The 21975-nt window shown below is 68.7% G+C and carries 4 protein-coding genes; 1 reads left to right on the forward strand and 3 read right to left on the reverse strand.

Features of this window, described 5'->3' with window-relative positions:
- Positions 1-14 precede the first annotated feature (14 nt).
- Positions 15-605: a TetR family C-terminal domain-containing protein gene (locus NCO8_RS10115; protein ID WP_067638412.1), complete on the forward strand. Its 591-nt coding sequence runs from the start codon at positions 15-17 to the stop codon at positions 603-605.
- Between the two features lie 32 nt (positions 606-637).
- On the opposite strand, the gene NCO8_RS10120 is transcribed toward NCO8_RS10115, so the two are convergent.
- The 3 genes from NCO8_RS10120 to NCO8_RS10130 all read right to left on the reverse strand — a co-directional run bounded on the left by NCO8_RS10120 (position 638) and on the right by NCO8_RS10130 (position 21940).
- Positions 638-1795, reverse strand: a complete 1158-nt coding sequence (locus NCO8_RS10120; protein WP_067638414.1) for an epoxide hydrolase family protein — start codon at positions 1793-1795, stop codon at positions 638-640.
- A 25-nt stretch (positions 1796-1820) separates the two neighbouring features.
- Positions 1821-19865 carry a non-ribosomal peptide synthetase gene (locus NCO8_RS10125; protein ID WP_067639946.1) on the reverse strand — a complete coding sequence of 6015 codons (18045 nt, stop codon included), beginning with the start codon at positions 19863-19865 and terminating at the stop codon, positions 1821-1823.
- Positions 19866-20707: 842 nt separating this feature from the next.
- Complete coding sequence (locus NCO8_RS10130; RefSeq protein ID WP_067638416.1) at positions 20708-21940, reverse strand: PucR family transcriptional regulator; 1233 nt, start codon at positions 21938-21940, stop codon at positions 20708-20710.
- Positions 21941-21975 lie beyond the last annotated feature (35 nt).

Consider the following 21975-nt stretch of genomic DNA (forward strand, 5'->3'; position numbering starts at 1 on the left):
AGAGAGAAGGCAAGATGGCAACGGTTCGCGAGGCAGGTGCGGCACGGACTCGGGCGACGTTGATCGCGGTCGGTACCGCGCTGTTCGCCGAGCACGGCTTCGCCGAGGTGACGACCGCGCAGGTGTGTGCGGCCGCCGGTGTCACGCGGGGAGCGCTGTATCACCACTTCGGCAGCATGGTCGGGTTGATGGAGGCCTGCTTCGCGGCGGTCGATCACGGCGTGGTCGACACGCTGTCGGCGGATGCGGCGACAGGTTCGCCGGTCGAACGGGTTCGTGCGGTCAGCCACGCTTTCGTCGATCAGCTGGCCGACGAGACCGTCCGGCAGATCCTTTTCGTGGAAGCGCCCGCCGCCCTCGGGTGGGCGCGCTGGCGCGAAATCGACGGCGGACGCTCCCTGGGTCTGGTCAAGAATCTGCTCGTCGCGGCCCACGAACAGGGCGAACTGCTCCCCCGGCACAACCCGAAAGTGCTCGCACACCTGCTGCTTGGTGGACTCAACGAGCTCGCGATGTTCGTCGCCGCGTCACGCTCGCGCGAAAAGGCGATGGCTGCGGCACACACCGAGCTGGACGCGGTGCTCGACGGCATGTTCACGCGATGACTCGGTCGATCCGGCCCGGTGCGCTCGCATGGTCATCGATCAGCAGCCAGCACTGTCGCGAGCCCTTCCTGTAGGTCCTTGACGAAGTACTCCGGGACCTCGAGCGAGGGGAAGTGTCCCCCGGTCTCGGGCGTCGTCCAGCGAACGATCTGCCGGTACCGTTGCTCCGCCCATGGTCGCGGGCATTTCTCGATGTCGGCCGGATACATCGTGATCGCCGACGGGACGTCCACGCGAAGGTCGGGGTCGAGTGAGGCGTGGCTTTCGTAGTAGATGCGGGCTGCCGAGGCGCCGGTTCGGGTCAGCCAGTAGAGGGTGACGTCGTCGAGGACGCGGTCCATGGGTATCGCTTCGAACGGGCTGTCATCGGTGTCGGACCACTCGGCGAACTTGTCGAGGATCCAGGCCAGCAGCCCGACCGGGGAGTCGACGAGGGAGTAGCCGATGGTCTGCGGTCGGGTCGCCTGCTGTTTGGCGTAGGCGGCGCGGTAGCGCCAGAAGTCGCGGGTTTCCTCGGTCCACCGGCTTTCGGTCGGCGTCAGGCCGTCTGTGGTGAGCCCGGGCGGTGCTTCGGCGAACAGGGTGTGGATGCCGAGAACACGGTCCGGGAACCTGCCGGCGAGGACGGTGGTGATATTGCCGCCCCAATCGCCACCGTGTGCCAGGAACCGGCGGTAGCCGAGTCTGTCCATCAGCTCTACCCATGCGGCGGCGATCTTTTCGGTTCCCCATCCGGTGGTGGTCGGTTTGTCGCTGTAACCGAAGCCCGGCAGCGAGGGGACGATGACATGGAATGCCGGTACGGCGGCATCTTTCGGTTCCGCCAACTCGTCGACAATGTCGGTGAATTCGGCCACGCTGCCGGGCCAGCCGTGCGTCATGATCAGCGGTGTGGCGTCCGTGCGCGGGGACCTGCGGTGCAGGAAGTGGATACCGAGACCGTCGATGGTCGTGCGGAATTGCCCGATCTGGTGGAGGCGCTCTTCGAACGAGCGCCAGTTGTATCCGCTGTGCCAGTAACGCACCACGTCGACGAGGTCGGCGCGCGGAACGCCCTGATCCCACCGGCGCGGGTCAGGCCCCGGCCGGTAGACCGTCTCCGCTTCCGGCAACCGCGCCGCAGCCAATCGTGCGCGCAGGTCGTCGAGTTCGGCGTCTGTCGCGCGGGATTCGAATGCTTGTACGTCCATGCGTACCGGGTTACCCGAATTCCGCTCAGCCGCTCTGCCCGGCGACCTCCCGATCGAGTTGTTCGTTGAGGACGCGGGCGATGCGGGCCAGGACCGCGGGTTCGGTCATTGCCAGGTGTGTGGCGTCGATGTCGATATCGGTGATGTGCCCGCGCACACTCGGTGCCCATCCCCGATGTCCGGTCGCGTCCTCTCGGCGTTCGCCGGTGGCGGTGAAATACAGCATGTCGCAGTCGATTACCGGTGGTTGCCAGTCGGCGGCGGCCCGGATGGACTCGTTGTAGGCGTCGGTCATGTGCTGGATCAGGGCGGCGTCGATACCGAGCCGCTCCCCCAGTTTCTGTTCGATCAGTGCCGCGGCTTCCTCGGCGGTGGCGTCGGTGGGGACGAAATCGATACCCATGACCGGGCCGAGGTTGGCGACCAGTTCACCGGCCGTCACGGTGGTGACAGCGGTGGGATCGAATCCGTCGGCTTCGGCGTCGAGCAGGGCCAGTAGCGCGACTTGTTCTCCGGCGGCGCGTATTTCGGCGGCGACGGCGTGGGCGATCTGGCCGCCCAGTGACCAGCCGAGCAGGTGGTAGGGGCCGTGCGGCTGGATGGCGCGGATTTCGTCGAGGTAGCGGCGGGCGGTGTCTTCGATGGTCGCGGACCCCGGTTCGCCGCTCAGTTGTGGTGCCTGGATTCCGTAGATGGGTCGGTCCTCGGTCAGGTATTCGCCGAGCGGGCGGTAACACCAGGCCAGGCCGGAGGCGGGGTGGACGCAGAACAGCGGGGGTCGTGTCCCGGTGGTGCGGATCGGTAGCACGACATCGAATCCGGGTGTGGTGGGTTCGGTGGTGGTGTGTCCGGTGCGCATTCCGGTTTCGATGCGTCTGGCGAGGTCGGTGGGGCGCGGGTCGGACAGGATCCAGCTGACGGGGACCTCGTAGTCCAGTTCCTTACGGAGTTCGCTGACCACCTGCACCGACTTGAGGGAGTTGCCGCCGAGGGCGTAGAAGTCGTCGTCGGCACCGACGCGGGCCATGCCGAGGACGTGCTCGTAGACCCGGGCGACCTCGCCTTCGAGCCAGGATTCCGGTTCCCGGAACTCCCCAACGTCGAATACCGGTTCCGGTAGGTGTTTGCGGTCGAGTTTGCCGGAGTCGGTCAGCGGCACGGTGTCCAGCACCAAGACCGCGGTCGGCACCATGTAGTCGGGCAGTTCGGCGGCGGCGTGGTCGAGCACGGCGTCGGTGTCGACGTCGAGGCCTGCCGTCGGCATCAGGTAGGCGACGAGCCGGTCCCCGGTGCCGACGGTGTGGACGGCGGCGATGGCACGGGCGACGGTGTGGTGCTCGGCGAGGACGGCTTCGATCTCGCCCAGTTCGATGCGCAGGCCGCGGAGTTTCACCTGGAAGTCGGTGCGGCCCAGGTATTCCAGTTCGCCGGTGCGCAGGCGGCGGGCGCGGTCACCTGTGCGGTACATGCGCAGGCCCGCGGTGAACGGGTCGGGGACGAATCGTTCCGCGGTGAGGCCGGGGCGGGCGTGGTAGCCGCGGGCGATCTGGTTTCCGGCGAGGTACAGGTCGCCCGCTACCCCGGGCGGGACCGGGCGCAGGCGGGTGTCGAGGACGTGGGCGCGGACGTTCCACACCGGTGTGCCCATGGGGATGCTGCCGGTGTCGCCGTGGGTGACGTGGTGGGCGGTGGCGTGCACGGTGAATTCGGTGGGGCCGTAGAGATTGTGTAATTCGGTGTGGGGCATGGCGCGGCGTGCGGCCGACACCACGTCGGCGCCGAACGCTTCGCCGCCGACGAGCAAGGCGCGCAACGACTTCAGGGATCGCGCGGGGGCGGCGTCGGCGAAGGCCGCGAGCATGGACGGGACGAAGGAAGTGACGGTGACCTGCCGGTCGGCGATGGTGGCGGCCAGGTAGGAGGGGTCGGTGTGTCCGTCGGGTCGGGCGATCACCAGGCGGGCGCCGACGGCGAGGCTGGCGAACAGTTCCCAGACCGACACGTCGAAGGTGGCGGGGGTCTTCTGGAGGACGGTGTCGGCGGTGCTGAGCCGGTAGGTGTCGATGATCCAGTGGAGCTGGTTGAGGGCCGCCCTGTGCGGTACGGCAACACCTTTGGGCCGCCCGGTGGAGCCGGAGGTGAACAGGACGTACGCGATGTTGTCGGGTCGTAGTGGGGTGCGGCGGTCGGTGTCGGTGACGGGGGTGTCGTCGTAGCCGGTGAGGTCGATTCCGTCGAGGGAGGTGAGTTCGAGGACGGGCGCTGCGGTGGTGAGCATGTAGTCGATGCGGTCGGCGGGGTGGGTGGGGTCGACGGGGACGTATCCCCCGCCGGCAGCGTGGACGGCGTACACGGCGGTGACCTGGTCGAGGGATCGGGGCATGCGCAGTGCGACGAGAGTGTCGGGGCCGACGCCGCGGGCGATGAGCCAGCGGGCGAGCCGGTTGACGCGTGCGGCGAATTCGGCATAGGTCAGGGCTTCGGAGCCGTATTCGACGGCGGGCCGGTCGGCGTGGGTGCGGGCTGCGTGGGTGAACAGGCTTGCGAGGGTTTCGTGGGGGTCGAGGGGGTGTTCGGTGTGGTTCCACCGGTGCAGGAGCGCTCCGCGTTCACCGGTGTCGAGGAGGTCGACGTCGTGGATCTGGCGGGTGGGGTCGGTGGCGAGTGCGCGCAGGATTCGTTGCAGGCGCTCGGCGATGGTGGTGGCGGTGGCCGGGTCGAACAGGTCGGTGGCGTAGGTGATGGTGCCGTTCATTCCGGTGGGTGCGCCGGTGCTGTCGTGAGTGTCGGAGACGGTCACCTGGAGGTCGAACAGGGACGTCGCGGTGTCGGCTTCGACGGCCGAGGCGGTGAGGCCGGGGAGCTGGAAGTCGGTGGTGGTGTGGTTCTGGAAGGCGAGCATCACCTGGAACAAGGGGTGGTGGGCGTGGGAGCGGACGGGGTTGAGTTCTTCGACGAGGCGTTCGAACGGGACGTCGGCGTGCCCGAACGCGGCGAGGTCGTCGCCACGCACGTGCTCGAGGAGTTCGGTGAAGGTCATGTGGTCGGTCAGGTGGGTGCGCAGGACGAGGGTGTTGACGAACATGCCGACGAGGTCGTCGAGTTCGGGTTCGCCGCGACCGGCGTAGGGCGTGCCGATGGCGATGTCGTCGGTGGCGGCGATGCGGCCGAGGGTGGCGGCGAGGGCGGCGTGGAACACCATGAACAGGGTGCTGTTGTGGGCGCGCGCGACCTTTTCCAAGGCGGTGTGCAGGTCGGCGTCGACGGTGAGTTCGACGTTGCCACCGGTGTAGGTCTGGATCGGTGGCCGCGGACGGTCGGTGGGGAGTTCGAGCAGCGGCGGTAGATCGGCGAGTCGCGCGGTCCAGTAGTCGATTTGAGCGCGTAGCAGCGAGTCGGGGTCGTGTGGGGCGCCTAGGACGGTGTGCTGCCAGATGGCGTAGTCGGCGTACTGGACCGGTAGCGGTGTCCAGGTGGGTAGGTGGCCGTCGACTCGGGCCTGGTAGGCGGTCATCATGTCGCGGGCCAGTGGGGCGAGGGAGGATCCGTCGCCGCAGATGTGGTGCAGGACTACGGCAAGCACCCAGGTGTCGGGACCGGTGTCGTAGAGCCTGGCCCGCAGCGGGATTTCGGAAGTGACGTCGAATGCGGTGCCCAGGAGTGCGGCGAGCGCGGCGGGCAACGCGCTGTCGTCGATCGGGACGGGGTGCAGGGGTGGCGTGGCGAGGTGGGCCGGGAGGACGACCTGTGCTGGCTCGCCGTCGATGTGCGGGTACCGGGTGCGCAGGACTTCGTGCCGGTCGACGACGTCGGTGAGGGCGCGGTGCAGGGCGTCGGTGTCGAGGTGGCCGGTGAGGCGGATGACGATGGGGATGCTGTAGGCGGCCGAATCGGGTTCGAACCGGTTGAGGAACCACATGCGCTGCTGCGCGTAGGACAGCGGGATGTGCGGCGGCCGGGGTTGTGGGGTGAGCGCCACTCGTCCGGTGTCGGCGTGGGATTCGGCGCGGGCAGCGAGTTTGGCGACGGTCGGTGCGTCGAAGATCATCGCGACCGGCACGGTGGCGTCGAGGGCGGCGCCGATACGGGCGGCGACGCGGGTGGCGACGAGACTGTTGCCACCGAGTTCGAAGAAATCGTCGTCGGCGCCGACGGCACGGTCGAGGCCGAGTACGTCGGTGAAGACACCCGCCACGATTTCCTCGACCGGCGAGGCCGGGGCACGGAACTGCCTGGTCTGCTGGACGGGTTCGGGGAGGGCCTTGCGGTCGAGTTTGCCGTTGGGCGAGAGCGGGATCCGGTCGAGGACCATGATCGCGGCGGGAACCATGTAGGCGGGCAGGGTATCGGTGAGGGCGGTGGTGAGGGTGTCGACGGAGATTTCGGCACCGGGTGCCGCGACCACATAGGACACCAGCGTGACGGGGCCGGTGCCTTCGCGGCGTGGGATGGTGACGGCGTAGGCGATGTCGGGGCGGGCGCCGAGGGCGGTGTCGATCTCGCCGAGTTCGACGCGGAAGCCGCGCACCTTCACCTGGAAGTCGTTGCGTCCCATGAATTCCAGGTCGCCACGGGTGTTCCAGCGGACGAGGTCGCCGGTGCGGTACATGCGGCTGCCGGGTTCGGCGTAGGGGCAGGCGGTGAATCGGTCGGCGTTGGCGGCGGCGCGGTTGAGGTAGCCGCGGGCCAGGGCTGGTCCGGCCAGATACAGTTCGCCGCTGACACCGACCGGTGCGGGCCGGAGCCGGTCGTCGAGGACCAGTGCCTGGATGCCGGGCAGCGGGGTGCCGATGGTGGGTCGTTCGCCGGGGCGGATGGGTTCGGTGGAGGTGGCGAGCATGGTGGTTTCGGTCGGCCCGTAGAGGACCCGGAATTCGCGGGTGCCCGCACGGTCGCTGCCTGCCCACCGGTTGATGAGGTCGGCGGGGACCTCGTCGCCGCCGGACACGAGGTGCTGGAGGTCGTCGAGGCCGGTGGGGTCGACGGAGGCGAGGGCGGCGGGGGTGATGAAGGCGTGGGTGATGCGGTGGGTGCGCAGGAGTTCGGCCAGTTCGTCGCCGCCGTAGATGTCGGTGGGGGCGATGACGAGGGTGGCGGCGCGGCCGGTGGCGAGCAGGATTTCCAGGAGCGAGGCGTCGAAGGACGGTGAGGCGAAGTGCAGGACGCGATCGCTGTTGCGGGGCGGGGTGCCGAGGCGTTGTCCGGCGACGAAGTCGGCGATTCCGGTGTGGGTGATCGCGACGCCCTTGGGGCGACCGGTGGATCCGGAGGTGAACACGATGTAGGCGACGTGGGTGGCGTGGAGTGGCCGCACCCGGTCGGTGTCGGTGACGGGTTCGGCGGATTCGCTGGCCGGTTCCGGGGTTTCGGCCGGGGAGTCGAGCAGGATCCAGTCGACGGTGCCGGGCAGTTGGGGCCGTGCGCGGGTCAGGGTGACGCCGAGGGTGGCGCGCGAGTCGGTGACCATCTGTTCGATGCGGCCGGCTGGGTAGCGGGGATCCACCGGGACGTAGGGTGCACCGGTCTTGACGACCGCCCACCAGGCGACGACTTCGTCGGCGGTGCGGCCGGTGGCGACGAGCACGGGATGTTCTGGCCCTGCGCCATGGCGGATCAACCGCCGTGCCAGCTGGTTGGAACGGGTGTCGAGTTCTCGGTAGGTGAGTTCGGTGTCGCCGGAAACGACGGCGATGCCGGTGGGGTTGTCGTGGACGGCGGCGGCGAAAACGTCCGGTAGCAGGGCGGGGGGCCGGGTGCCGGCCGGGCGCGGCCCGACCCGAGTCGAGAGGTGGTGGTGTTCGGTGTCATCGAGCCATTCGAGATCGCCGACGGCTTCGGTGGGGTCGGTGGTGACGGCTTCGAGGACACGGAGCAGTCGCGTGAGGAATGCGTGGGCGGTGGTTTCGTCGAACAGGTCGCGGGCGAAGGTGAGTGTTCCGGAGAGCCCGCGCGCTGCTCCCCCGTCGTCGTAGGAGTCGGCGAGGATCAGTTGCAGGTCGAATTGGGACAGGCCGGTATCGATATCGGCGCGGGAGACGGTGACACCGGGCAGCTCGACGTCGGTACCGGACAGGCTCTGGAAGGCGAGCATCACCTGGAACAGCGGATGCCGATCGGCGGCGCGTTGCGGATTGAGTTCCTCCACAACCCGTTCGAACGGCACATCGCCGTGTTCGAAGGCGGCCAGGTCGGTGTCGCGGGTGCGGGTGAGCAGTTCGGTGAACGGTTCACCGGTGTCGACAGCGGTGCGCAGGGCGAGGGTGTTGACGAACATGCCGACGAGGTCCTCGAGGCCGGGTTCGCCCCGGCCCGCGACGGGCGTGCCGATCACGACGTCGTCGCTGCCGCTGAGGCGGCCGAGCACGGCGGCGAGGGCGGCGTGCATCACCATGAACAGCGAGGAACCGCGACTGTGGGCGAGTTCGCGCAGCCGGGCGTGCAGACCGGCGCCGATGTCGACGGGGATGCGGCCACCGGCCAGTGAGGCGACGGGTGGGCGGGGGCGGTCGGTGGGGAGATCGAGCCGGTCGGGGGCGTCGGCGAGGGTTTCCCGCCAGAACCGCAGCTGGGTGGACAGCAGCGATTCGGGGTCGTCGGCGGCGCCGAGGACTTCCCGCTGCCACAGTGCGTAGTCGGCGTATTGGACGGGTAGGGGCTGCCAGTGGGGTGCGTGCCCGCCGACCCGGGCCGCATAGGCGGTGACGACATCGCGGGCCAGTGGGCCCATGGATCGGCCGTCGCCCGCGATGTGGTGCACGACGAGGGCGAGCAGGTATTCGCCGGTGCCCAGATCGAACAGTCCGATGCGGAGCGGGACCTCGGAGGTGACATCGAATCCATTGCGCACGAAAGCGTTCACGGTATCGGCGAGGGTTGCGGTGTCGACGGAAATGGTGTGCAGAGCAGGGTCAGGTTCGGCCAGCACCAGCTGACGCGGTTCACCCGCGGTCTCGGGGTAGACGGTGCGCAGTACTTCGTGGCGGGCGATGACGTCGATGAGGGCGCGGCGCAAGGCGTCGGTGTCGAGTTCGCCGGTGAGGCGCAGCATGACGGGAATGTTGTACGCGGCGGATTCTGGTTCGAACCGGTTGAGGAACCACATGCGCTGCTGGGCCAGTGACAGCGGCAGGGGTTCGGGGTGCGGGCGGGCGGTGAGCGGGATCCGTTCGCCGGTGCGCAGAGTGGTGGTGTGGCGGGCGAGGGCGGCGACGGTTGGTGCCTCGAACAGGGCACGTACCGGTACCCGCACACCGAGTGCGGCACCGACCCGGGCGACCACCAGCGAGGCGCTGAGGGAATCGCCACCGAGGGCGAAGAAGTCGTCGTCGGCGCCGACCCGGTGCAGGTCGAGGACCTGTGCGAAGGCTGCTGCGACGAGTTCTTCCGGCCAGGAGGTGGGGGCCCGGTATTCGCGTGCGGCGAGTACGGGTTCGGGTAGGCGGTCGCGGTCGAGTTTGCCGTGGGCGGTGAGTGGTACGTCGTCCAGGATCATGATGGCGGCGGGCACCATGTAGGTGGGCAGCGCGTCGGTGAGGGCGGCGGTGAGGGACTCGACCGAGACGTCCGCTCCCGGTGCGGGCACCACATAGGACACCAGGCGTGCCGGTCCCCCGTGGTCGGTGTGTGCGAGGGTGGTCGCGAAGGTGATGTCGGGGCGGCCCGTGAGCGCGGCGTCGATTTCGCCGAGTTCGACACGTGAGCCGCGGACTTTCACCTGGAAGTCGTTGCGGCCCACGAATTCCAGGTCACCGTCGGCATCGCGGCGGACGAGATCGCCGGTGCGGTACATGCGGGTGCCGCCGTTGCCGAACGGGCAGGCGATGAACCGGGCGGCGGTCAGTCCTGGCCGGTCGATATAGCCTTCGGCCAGCCCCGGTCCGAACAGGTAGAGCTCGCCTGCCACGCCCTGCGGGACGGGTCGCAGCCAGCTGTCGAGGACGGTGGCGGCGACCGGTCCGACGGGGCGGCCGATACCGATGGGCGCGTCGGCGGACAGTTCGGATGCGGTTGCCCAGATAGTGGTTTCGCTGGGGCCGTAGAGATTGAGCATGGTGCGACCCGGCGCCCACCGTTGGACCAGTTCCCGTCCGACCGGTTCCCCGGCCGTCGCCAGAACCCGCAACGTGATGAGGTCGTCGGCCGGGACGGTGGCCAGCGCGGACGGGGTGATCACCGCGTGCGAAATGTGTTCGCGGCGAACGAGATCGGCCAGTTCACGGCCGCCGTACACGTCCGGTGGTGCGATGACGAGCCGTGCACCCGATCCGTGTGCCATGAGCAGTTCGAACAGGTTGGCGTCGAAACTGGGGGACGCGACCTGCAGGACCGTGGCCTGGTCGTCGACATGCAGTGTCCGGTGTTGTGCCGCGACCAGGTCGGTGAGGGCACGGTGGCAGACCAGGACGCCTTTGGGGGTGCCGGTGGAACCGGAGGTGTAGATGACGTAGGCACTGTGATCGGGTTGCACACCGGGGGTGGTGAGCGGTTCCGGCGATTCGGCGGCCACGCCGCGGCGGGTGTGTTCGTCGTCGACGATCAGCCAGTCGGCGCCGTCGGGCAGTTTCGGTGCGGTGGCGGAATCGGTGATGCCGAGCGGTGCCCCGGAGTCCGACAGCAGGAATTCGATCCGTCCGGCGGGCAGGTTCGGGTCGATCGGAAGGAACGCCGTCCCCGCTTTGGCGGCCGCCCACAGTGCCACGACGCCGGTGAGTGAGCGTGGGAGCGCGAGGGCGGTGATCCGGCCCGGCCGGGCGCCGCGACGCAGCAGGGCGCGGGCGAGGCGGTTGGATTGTTCGTCGAGTTCGCGGTAGGTGAGGGAGGCCGCACCGCACTGCGCGGCGACGGCACCAGGGGTGCGGGCGGCGGTGGCGGTGAGGATGCCCGCGAGGGTGTTCGGCGTGTGGTGGACGGTGTCCGGGTGGGCGGGAGCCGGTACGCCGGGAAGTGCGAGTGCACCGAGCCGGGTGGCCGGGTCACGGGCGATGCCGGTGAGGACATCCACGAACCCGGTGAGGATGTGGTCGGCGTGGGTGCTGTCGAATTCGTCGGTCAGGAAGCGGAGCGTGATCCGCAGGCCCGATGAACCTTCGGGGGTGGGAGCGACGACCAGGCTCAACGGGAACGGGGTGGCGTCGACGCCGGAGATCTCGCCCACGCGCAGGCCCGCGGAATCGACGAGTCGTTGCAGGGCGGGACGGTCGACGGGGAACGACTGGAATGTGACCGCGGTGTCGAACAATTCGGTAACGCCGACACTGCGCTGGATTTCGGGGAGCCCGATGTAGTGGTGGTCGAGCATGCGGGCATGCTGCTCCTGGACCCGCACGACCAGGTCGCGCAGTGTCTGCGCGGGCTTGAGCCGGACCCGGACCGGGATGGTGTTGAGGAACATGCCCAATGTGCGTTCCACGTCTGGCAGTTCCGGTGGCCGGCCCGATACCGCCGAGCCGAAGACGATATCGGTTTCGCCGGTGAGGACGCGCAGGTTCAGTGCCCAGGCCGCGGCGACCGTGGTGCTGACGGTGACGGCCGCGTCGGCGGCGACATCACGCAGCGCGCGGTACAGGTCGGCGGGCAGGTCGGTGATCACCTCGGCGGCGTTGCCCGAGATGCCTGCTCCCCGGGCGACGCGGGTCGGGGAATCCACGTCCGCGAATTCCCGCGCCCAAGCGGCTTTGGACGCGGCGGGGTCCTGGTGCTGTAGCCAGGTCAGGTAGTCACGGTAGGAAGGGGCGGGTCCGGTGGTGCCGATTTGCTCGGGGGCACCGTAGTTTTCGAGCAGTTCGCCCATGAGCAGCGGCATCGACCAACCGTCGAGGATCACGTGGTGATTGGTGACCAGCAGCCGGTGCACACCGGGTTCGAGGCGGATCAGGGTGAACCGGATCAGCGGCGGTGCGGACAGGTCGAAACCGGCTGCGGCGTCGTCTGCGGCGATGTCGGTGGCGGTGCGTGGGTCCTGCCCGCCGGTCAGGTCGATTTCGCGGAAGTCGGTGTCGGCGTGGCCGAGCACGATCTGGTGTGGTCCGGCAGCGGTTTCGGCGAATCCGGCGCGCAGGATGTCGTGGCGGTCGATCAGTGCCTGGGTGGCGCGGCGCAGGCGGTCGGCGTCGATCTCACCGGTGAAGCCGATGGTGGTCTGGACGGTGTAGTTGTCGGCCTCGGCGGTGAAGGTGGAGTGGAAGTGGATACCCGACTGCATCGGCGACAGCGGCCAGACGTCGGCCAGGCCCGGATACTGTTGCCGCAGTGCGGTGATTGCGTCATCGTCGAGGGCGACGAGTGGCCCCGAGGTGTCGTCGGTGCCCGTTACGGAGGTGTCGCGGCGAGCGGTGGCGGCGAGCGCGGCCACCGTCTTCCCTTCGAACACCTCGCGTGGGGTGAGGACGAGCCCGGCGGCCCGGGCGAGCGCGACCAGGCGCATGGAGACGATGCTGTCGCCGCCGAGGGCGAAGAAGTTGCTGTCGGCGGACACCCCGTCCAGGTTCAGGACCTGCGCGAACAGCTCCGCCATGGTGTGTTCGGCGGGGGTCGCCGGGGCGCAACCGGCGGTGTCGGGTGCGGTGAGTTCGTGTTGTCGTAGCGCTTTACGGTCGATCTTGCCGGTGGGAGTGACCGGCATTTCGTCGAGTTCGACGATCGCTGTGGGGTGCATGTAGTGGGCGAGGGTGCGGTCGAGGTGGTCGTGCAGTTGCGTCGTGTCCAGGTGTCGGCCGGGTGCGCCGACGACGAAGGACACCAGGACCGGTTCACCGGTGGGGCCCGTGCGGGTGACGGTGGCGGCGCTCGCCACCGCGGGATGGCGGGCGAGCTGGGTGTCGATCTCCCCCGGTTCGATGCGCAGGCCGTGGATCTTGACCTGTTGATCGTTGCGGCCCAGGTATTCCAGTTCCAGCCCGGTGCGTCCGCGAATCCAGCGCACGGAATCGCCTGTGCGATAGAGGCGTTCGCCACTGCCGGCGGCGATGAAACGGGAGGCGGTGGTCGCGGGCCTGCCGAAATAGCCGCGCGCCAGCCCCGGCCCACCGACATACAGCTCCCCCGCGACCCCGACCGGAACCGGCCGCAACCACATATCGAGGACCGCGACGGAGACGCTGTGCACGGGTCCACCGATCGTCACCGGCTCACCCGGGTGCAGAGCCGCGGAACCGGTTGCCCAGATCGTGGTTTCGGTCGGTCCGTAATGATTCATCAACCGTCGGCCGGGCGCCCACCGCTTCACAGTGTCCGCACCGGTGGCTTCACCGACCACCGCGATCGCGGTGAGGTCCGGTACCCGCGCCGGGTCGAGGGTGTTCAGCACCGACGGGGTGATGATGGCGTGGGTGACCTGTGCGGTGCGCAGCAGTTCGGTGAGGTCCGCGCCGCCGTACACATCCGGTGGTGCGATCAGCAGGCAGGCGCCGTTGCCGTGGGCCAGCAGCAGTTCCGAGACGCTGGCATCGAAACCCGGTGAGGCGACCTGCAAGACCGTGGAGGTGGCGTCCGCGCCGAAGGCCGCGGTGTGGGCGGCGACGAGGTCGGCCAGACCGCGGTGGGTCACCTGCACCGCTTTCGGGGTCCCGGTCGAACCGGAAGTGAAGATCAGGTAGGCGGTGCTGTCGGGCGCTACCGGCCTGGAAGGTACGGGAGCAGCGTGAGGCGTGTCCTCGAGAGTCAGCCAGTCCACGGTGCCGGGCAGATGCGCGGCGACCGGAGCGGTCGTAATACCCAGCCCAGTGCCCGAATCGGCCAGCATCCCGGCGATGCGCTCGGCCGGGTTGGCCGGATCGAGCGGAATGAACGCGGCACCGGTTTCCGCAACCGCCCAGATCGCGACGACCAGGTCGATCGACCGAGGCAGCGCCAAGGCGACGAACGTTTCGGGACGCGCACCGCGGGCAACGAGCACGCTCGCGAGTTCGCCCGCCCGCTGCCGCAGCTCACGGTAGGTGACAGTGATGTCGCCGGACCTGACGGCGGCGGCATCGGGATACCGGTGAGCGGTGGCGGTGAGAATGTCGTGCAGGGTTCGTTCGGGGACGGCGGGAGCACCTGTGGCAGGCACCGGTTCGCCGGGTCCCGGGGTGACAGCGGCTGTGCGGGTGGCGGGCTCGGTGACCAGCTGGGTCAGGATCCGTTCGAATCGTGCGAGCAGGGTGGCGGCCTGATCGGTGTCGAACCGGTCGGTGGCGTAGCGCAGGGTGAGCGTGTAGGTGCCCGCGTCGTCGCCGGTGGGCCGTGGCGGAGTCACCTGCAGGCTCAGCGGGAACGGCGTGGCGTCCTGGGCGTCGAGATCGATCAGCCGCAGCCCGGCCGCATCGAGATCGCGGGCCAGCCCTTCCCGGTCCAGCGGATAGGACTCGAGCACCGTGACGGTGTCGAACATGTCCGCGATCCCGGTGGCGCGCTGCAGTTCCGCCAAACCGATATGGCGGTGCTCGAGCATCGCGGCCTGCTCGGATTGCACCCGGATCAGCAGATCGCCGACGCTTTCGTGGGGATCGAGCCGCACCCGCACCGGCAGGGTGTTGATGAACAGGCCGACCATGTGTTCCACGCCGAGAAGCTGCGGCGGACGGTGCGACACCGTATTGCCGAACACCACATCGGAACGCCCGGTGAGAGCCGTGAGCAGCAGCGCCCACGCCACCTCGACGGCGGTGCCCGCGGTGACACCGTGGGAGCGACCGAGATCGAGGACCGCGGCCGCGGTAGCGGCATCGAGGTCGAGCCCGACCTCACCACTGGCCGCACCACCCGTACGGTCCGGGCGGCCCGAGACCCGGGTGGGATTGTCCACCCCGTCCAGCATCCGCTGCCAGGCGGCCGTGGCGGCGGCATCGTCCTGGGAGTGCAACCACTGCAGGTAGTCCCGGAACGATCGCGGGGCCGGGAGCTCACCGGCATCGCCGCCGGTGTACAACACGAGGAGTTGGTGGATCAGCAACGGCATCGACCAGCCGTCCAACACGAGATGATGGTCGGTGATCAGCAGCCGATACTCGCCGACACCGGTGCGCAACAGCTGGAAGCGCAGCAGCGGCGGGCAAGCGGGATCGAACGGTGCGGTCGCTTCGGTGGTGAGGCGATGGATCTCACGGTCGCGTCCGGCGGGGTCGTGGGCGCTGAGATCGGCTTCGCGCCAATCGGCGCGAACACTGTGCAGCACGATCTGGCGGGGACCGTCGGCGGTTTCGACGAAGGCGGCGCGCAGGCTGTCGTGCCGGTCGATGAGGGTTTGGGCAGCCTGGCGCATGCGCTGGGCGTCGACCTCGCCGGCGAGGGTCAGTGATGCCTGCACGATGTAGCTGTCGTCGCCGTCGCGGTCGTAGAGGGTGTGGAACAGCAGCCCGGTTTGCAGCGCGGTCAGCGGCCACACATCGGTCATCGCCGGGAACTCCCGCGCCCAACCATCGATATCGGTCTGCGAGACCGTGACCAGCGGGAAATCGGACGGGGTGAAACCGCCTGCGCCGTCGGTGCGCAGATGCGCGGCCAGACTGTGCAGCGCCCGCACCCACAGATCGGCCAGCTCGGACACCTCGTCGGCGTCCATGATGCCGGTCGCGTACTCCCAGGTGGCCTCGAGCTCGAGCCCGTCGGGACCGGGCACCGCGATCGCGTTCACATCCACGATCGCGGGCAACGACATTCGAGGATCGGTGGTCGCGGTGAGGGAGGTGAATTCGGTGGTGGGTGTCCACGCCCCCGAGTGGTCGCCGACACCCACCCGCCCCAGATAGTTGAAACTGATCTGGGGCTCCGACGCGGTCCCGAGCTCGGCGCTGCCGACGGGGTCGAGATAACGCAGCATGCCGTAACCGATCCCGTTGTCCGGGACCGCGCGCAATTGTTCCTTCACCTGTTTGATCGCCGCCCCCGCCGCGGGGCCGCCGGTGAAGGCATCATCGAGATCGACGCCGGACAGGTCGAGCCGGACCGGGAATCGGGTGGTGAACCAGCCGACGGTGGCGCTCAGATCCGCACCCGGCACCGCCTGCTCCTCGCGGCCGTGCCCTTCCAGCGAAATCAGTTCCGTCCCCGGGATGTCACCGCGGTGGGCCCGCCACCGCGCCGTGGCCAGGGCCAGCGCCGCCAACAGCGGATCGTTGGCGCTGCCGTGGAACCGGGCCGGGATGCTGGTGAGGACGGCGTCGGTGATGTCCGCGGGAAGACGCAACCGAATCCGGTCGGCGGTGGCCATGACATCGCGTTCGGGGTCCAGTGGCCGTGACCCGAGCAACCGGTCTCCCTCGGCAAGAACAGTTTTCCAGCGTTCCAGTTCCGCCGGGCGTCGGGCGGCGGCCTGTTCGGTCAGGCCGTGGACCCAGCTCCGCACCGAGGTGGTCCCCGTGCCGGGCTGCGGGTCCTCGCCGGTGGATACCTGTAGCCAGGTGCGGGCCAGGTCGGTGAGCAGGATCCGCCACGACACCGCGTCGACGGCGAGGTGATGGACCACCAGCCACAGCAGGTCGGGGCCCGCACCGGTGCCGTCCTGGACCCGGACAGCCTGCACAAGGACACCGGCGGCGGGGTCGAGACGGTCGGCGGCCTGCTGTAGGTGCCGGTCGACTTCGGCGGCGTCGCGGTGACGCAGCGTCACGTGGGTGATGACGGAGTCGGCATCGATGGTTCCGGAGGCAGGCACTTCGAGGCGGTGCTCGTCGGAGTCATCGACGTGCAGGACGGCGCGCAGCATGTCGTGACGATCCAGCAGGGCCTGTAGCGCGCGTGCCAGATGTGCCGGGTCGAGCCGGTCGGGTAGTTCGACGAGGGTGGCCTGCGCGAACCGGTCGTAATGCCCGCGGCCGAGCATGGCGTGCACGATCGGCGACAGCGGGATCGGTCCGACGCCACCGCCGGGGAGTTCGCGCAGCTGCGGGGCGCCACCGGCGTCGGCGGCCATGGCGGCCAGGCCCGCGACGGTCTTGTGCTCGAACACGTCCTGGGTGGAGAACCCCAGCCCGACGGCTTTCGCACGCGCCACCAGCTGGATCGAGAGGATGCTGTCACCGCCGAGGGCGAAGAAGCTGTCGTCGGCGCCGACCTGGGGGACACCGAGGATCTCGCTGAACAGGCCGGCCATCAGGATCTCACGGTCCGTTTCCGGGTCGCGACCGGCCGGAACCGCACCGAATTCCGGTTCCGGCAGCGCGCTGCGATCGAGCTTGCCGAACGCGTTCACCGGCAGCTGGTCCAGCGGCACGATCACCGCCGGAACCATGTGCGGCGGCAGCGATTCGCGGGCGAACAGTTGCAGCTGCGCGGGATCAACGCGGTGATCCTCGACGGGGACGACGTAGGAGGCCAGGACGGTGGTACCGGCGTTGTTGTGCACGGGGACGGTGACCGACAGGTCGACATCCGGATGGGCGGTGAGGGCGGCGTCGATCTCGGCCGGTTCGATCCGGTAGCCACGGATCTTCACCTGGAAATCGCTGCGGCCCAGCAGTTCCAGCGAAAGCTCCGAATCCTGCGCGACCCAGCGGGCCAGATCGCCGGTGCGATACATGCGCTGCCCCGGATCGCCGTAGGGGTCGGCGACGAAACGGGCCGCGGTGTCGGCGAAGCGCCGGTTGTAGCCGCGGGCCAGGCCGGGCCCGGCCAGATACAGTTCGCCCGCCGTGCCGACCGGCACCGGCTGCAAGGCGCGGTCCAGGACCATCGCCGCCACACCACGGACGGGGCCACCGACGGTGAGGTCGCGGCCGGGCTGGATCCGCGCGCCCGCGGCGGTCACCGTGGCCTCGGTCGGCCCGTACTCGTTGAACATCGCGCAGTGCCGCGACCAGCGGTCGATCACATGCGGCGGGCATACGTCACCCCCGACCACCACCACCCGCAGCTCGGTCAGCGGATGTGGGTCGACGGTCGCCAGCATCGCCGGCGTCAACGTCAGATGGGTGACGTGCTCATCGGCCAGCAGTCGGGTGAGCCGGTCACCGCCGATCACCTCCGGCGGCACGACCACCAGCGTGGCCGCGTTGGCGAAACAGGTCAGGAACTGTTCGAAGGAGGCATCGAAGGCCGGTGAGAGGGCATAGGACACCCGTGATCGCGGGCTCAGAGCGTAGGCGTCGCTGCGGTCGGCGACCAGATTCGCCAGGCCACGGTGGGTCACCTGCACACCCTTGGGCACACCGGTGGAACCGGAGGTGTAGGTGATGTAGGCGAGGTCGCCGACGTGCAACGGGCGGAGGCGGTCGGCATCGGTGACCGGTTCGTCACCGCTGTCGGCGCAGGCGTCGCGGATCGCGGGATCGTCGAGAACCAGCGCGGACACGGTAGTCGGGAGCCGGTCCCGTACGGCGTCGAGCGTGACGACCACCCGGGCACCACTGTCGGCGATGATGTGTTCGATACGCTTCGCCGGATAGTCCGGATCGACCTGCACGATCGCGGCCCCCGATTTCGCGACGGCCCACGCCGCGATGACCGACTCGGCCGAGCGGCGCATGGCGATCGCCACCGCTGTCCCCGGCCCGCAACCGCGCCCGATCAGGTACCGGGCGAGCTGTGTGGAGCGGGTGTGCAGCTGGTGGTAGGTCAGTGTCGTGGTGGCCGCGGCGACCGCGGTAGCGGCCGGGTCGTGGTGTGCCCCGGCGGTGAGGATGTCGGGGAGCAGCCGCTCACCGACGGCTTCCGGTCCCCGCACGGGAAGCAGCGCGGCCCGTTCCGCCGGTTCCAGCAGCGGCAGAGTGCTGACGGGGCGTTCCGGCCCGCCGGCGAGGAATTCGTCGAGGAACCTCAGGAACCGGGCGTGATGAGTGGCGAGTTCGTCGCCGCTGTACACGCTCGGGTTGCCCTGGAAATCTATGTGGGTGCTGTCGCGGCCCGCGCCGGGATAGATATTGACGAACAGGTCCGACGTGGGCCCCGAGGTCAGCACATGCAGCCGGCCGACGGTGGCGCCGAGCACGATCTCGTTGCTCACCATCATCAGGTTGATCGCCGGTCCGAACGACGCGGTTTCGTCACGGGCGATCCCCATATCGCGGAAGATGTCCTCCTGCCGGTACCGCTGCCGCCGCAGCGCGCTGGTCAGCTCGCTCTGCACGGCGGTGATCACCGCACCCGTCCCGTTCCCGGCGACGGGCACCCGCAGCGGCACCACATTGGCGACCATCCCGCCGGACCGTCGCAGCACCGCGGAATGGCGACCGGAGACCGGCAGGCTCAGCAACACTTCGTCGCTGCCGGTCATCCGGGCCAGGTAGGCGGCGAACGCGGCGACGATCACCGGTGTGACGCTGGTTCCGCGGTCGGCCACGACCCGGTCGAGCTGTCGAGCGGTGTGGCCGGGCAGGGTCGCGCTGACGAGCGTCGGGTGAATGGTCGGTGTGCCGCCGTGGCCCGCGAGGCCGACGACAGGTGGGGCGCCGGCGAGGTGTTCGGTCCAGTAGTCGCGGTCGTTGTCGAACCGTGTCGAACCCCGGTACGCCAGATCCTGGTCCACGATTTCGCTCAGGTCCTTCGCGGTGGACGCCGGGGCCTGCTCCCCCGACACCCACGCGTTGTACAGCTCGACGATCCGCTGCATCATCGTGACCGCAGCGAAACCGTCGAGCACGATATGGTGAGCGCGCTGATACCACAGGTAGTGGTCGTTACCGGTTTGGAAGACAACGCATTTCATCAGCCGGTCGTTGCGCAGATCCAGTGGGGCGGAATAGTCGCGAACCATGAGGTCGTGTGCGGTGGCGACCGGGTCGTCGTCCCCGCGTAGGTCGAGCACCGACACCGGTGAGGGCAGGTCTTCGTCGACGACCTGATACGGCTCACCGTCGACCTCGACCAGCCGCACGTGCGCGCACCCGAACTCGCGCCCGGCGGTTTTACAGGCGGCGACGAGCCCATCGATGTCGACCGGCCCGTCGATTTCGACATACTGTGCCACCGAAATCGGGGATTCGCGGGCCAGATGCTGCGCGAACCAGATCCCACGCTGCGCCGCGGACAGCGGCAGGACATCGTGAGGTCGCGGACCGGAACCGTTGCCATTGCCATTGTGTGGGTGCGCGCCGTTGGCCGGCGCGGAAACAGACTGCTCCCAGCTGCTGTCCAAATGGTGCTTCGACTGGGTCATGTGGACCTCCGTGTATTGCGTCATTCCAGGAGCAGGCCGACAAACCGGACCGTCCCTGCCCCCGCAAAACATGCGGCACCACCGGAAATGAAAGCGAATTCAGCAAAATGACATGGCAGACCGACCGCAGCGAATGCGGTGCGCAATTACTCTGCTTTCGGCAGTGGTGAATTGTCTGGCTGACCTGTAATAGATCACCTTCGAATAATTGTTAACGATTCATGCAAGCGGCTGTCGCGAATATTCATTTCCCGGGTCGCGGGCGTGAAACGCGCGGCTGACCCGTCGGCGCGGCATAGGCGCGCAGGTCACAGCAGTGTCTCGACCCTTGACAAGCAGGAATTGAGCGGGGGTGGAAGTCATTTGGCAGCACCGGATCGCCTTCTGGGACATGGTGTGCCCAGGTCCCAGCGTGTTCCAGGATGATCCGACGACCACACTGTCGCCGAATACGCGCTATGGATTCCCCACAACCCCGACAATTGGAGGATTCAACCGTTTCGCCCGATATGCCGGTTGCGGCATTATCGGACCGGCAGTTGCCGGGACCTTCTCGCATCCTGGCAACCAGCTCAGAAAGCCATAATAAGCAAGTTTAGACACGCGGCGCAATGGGTATCGACGCCTTCTGTGTTGTGCGCCGCCGTGGCGGTGGTTGAAAGCGCAAGGTGGTGCCGAGGAACTCGTGGATATTCGTCTCGTCCGGGCGATAAACGAGCGGTCGGATCCGGCCGCTACCGATACCGGCTCCTCGCTGATCCGCCCGGCCACCCAGAGCAGCGACTTGCGACTTGTGTCCTCGGTCTCGCCTGTGCTGTGCGGCCAGCACAAACCGGCTGGACTCAGAATGTCCGAGTCAGTACGTGAGGGTGCCAGCGGCAGATGCCGAGGGCGAAGCGGAGGTCGAAGCTGTTGGTATCCAAGGTGATTCCGTAGCGGGTGGTGATCTGCTGGATGCGGTATTGGATGGTGTTGCGATGCACGTCGAGAGTGCGGGCGGTGCGCGAGTAGCTGGCGCCCTCGGTCAGGAAGACATCGAGGGTGTGGCGTAGGAGTTCCTTCTTGACGCCGGCACCCGCCAGGGCGCCGAGGGTGCGGCGGACCAGGGCGGCGAGTTCGTCGGGATCATCGGTGAGCAGGGCGAAGGGAGCGACGGCGTCGTAGGCCACAACCGGCGGCGCGGTCTGACCTGCCGAGACGGCGAGGTCCTTCGCGCGGGCGGCGTTGCGGGTGGAACGGCGGAAGCCCGGGAGGCCTTCGCCGAGGGAGCCGAGCGCGACGCGCACCGGCAGTCCGGATGCGACGACCTGGGCGGTCAGGTCGCCGATCGCCTGCTCCCCCTCGACCGGGAACCAGATCCGCAGCGCCCGGTCTCCCGTCGAGGCCACCAGGCCACGCCCGAGGGTCCGCAGCGCCGACGACACCACCTGACGTGCCTGTTCCATTGCTCGTGTCGCCTCGGCGCCCGTGACGGTGGGCGGTGTCCAGATCTCCACGGCGAGATGACTTCGGTCGAGGCGGTATTCGAGTGCTTCCTCGGCCGCGGGCACATCCACGTCGTCGCTGTCGAGGAGCCGGGCGATCCACTGCTGGCGCGCGGCCTGCCTGCTGCTGAGCCAGCGGTCGCGTTCGGCCTCGTAGATCCGGCCCATGGACGAGTTCAGGCGGTCGAGGTAGATGCTGGCGAAGCGCAGGAGTTCGGCGATGCGGGCGTTGTGGTCGATACCCGGCGTGGCCAGGATGAGGCCGATGGCGGCGTCGAGCAGCCGGTACTGGCCGAGGCCGTAGGCACGCAGCAGCACGGTCAGCGGCACACCGCGCCGGGCGAGTCGCTGCGCGTAGGCGGCCGCGCCCGGGGGTGGGCCGACGGTCGCGGGGTCGATGTTGTCGGCGAGCACGTGCTGCACGGCGGCGATGTTCTCGGCGATGCTCGCCGCACGCATGTCCCCCAGGTCCGCGGCGATGTCGTCGACGGGAATCATCTGCTCGGTGACGCGGATGAGGTCCTCGGTGATGCCCGGGGTCAGCGGCGCCAATGCGTGCCCGACCCAGGTGAGGGTTCCGTATGCCGCCACGTGCCTGCTCCGTTCGCTGCCCAAATTCCGCCGAC

This window comes from Nocardia coubleae NBRC 108252 (assembly GCF_001612805.1).
GTDB classification, from domain to species: domain Bacteria; phylum Actinomycetota; class Actinomycetes; order Mycobacteriales; family Mycobacteriaceae; genus Nocardia; species Nocardia coubleae.

Coding starts and splice junctions, on each gene's coding strand:
- NCO8_RS10125 (WP_067639946.1), bottom strand. CDS start 19,865: ATGACCCAGTCGAAGCACCATTTGGACAGCAGCTGGGAGCAGTCTGTT.
- NCO8_RS10120 (WP_067638414.1), bottom strand. CDS start 1,795: ATGGACGTACAAGCATTCGAATCCCGCGCGACAGACGCCGAACTCGAC.
- NCO8_RS10115 (WP_067638412.1), top strand. CDS start 15: ATGGCAACGGTTCGCGAGGCAGGTGCGGCACGGACTCGGGCGACGTTG.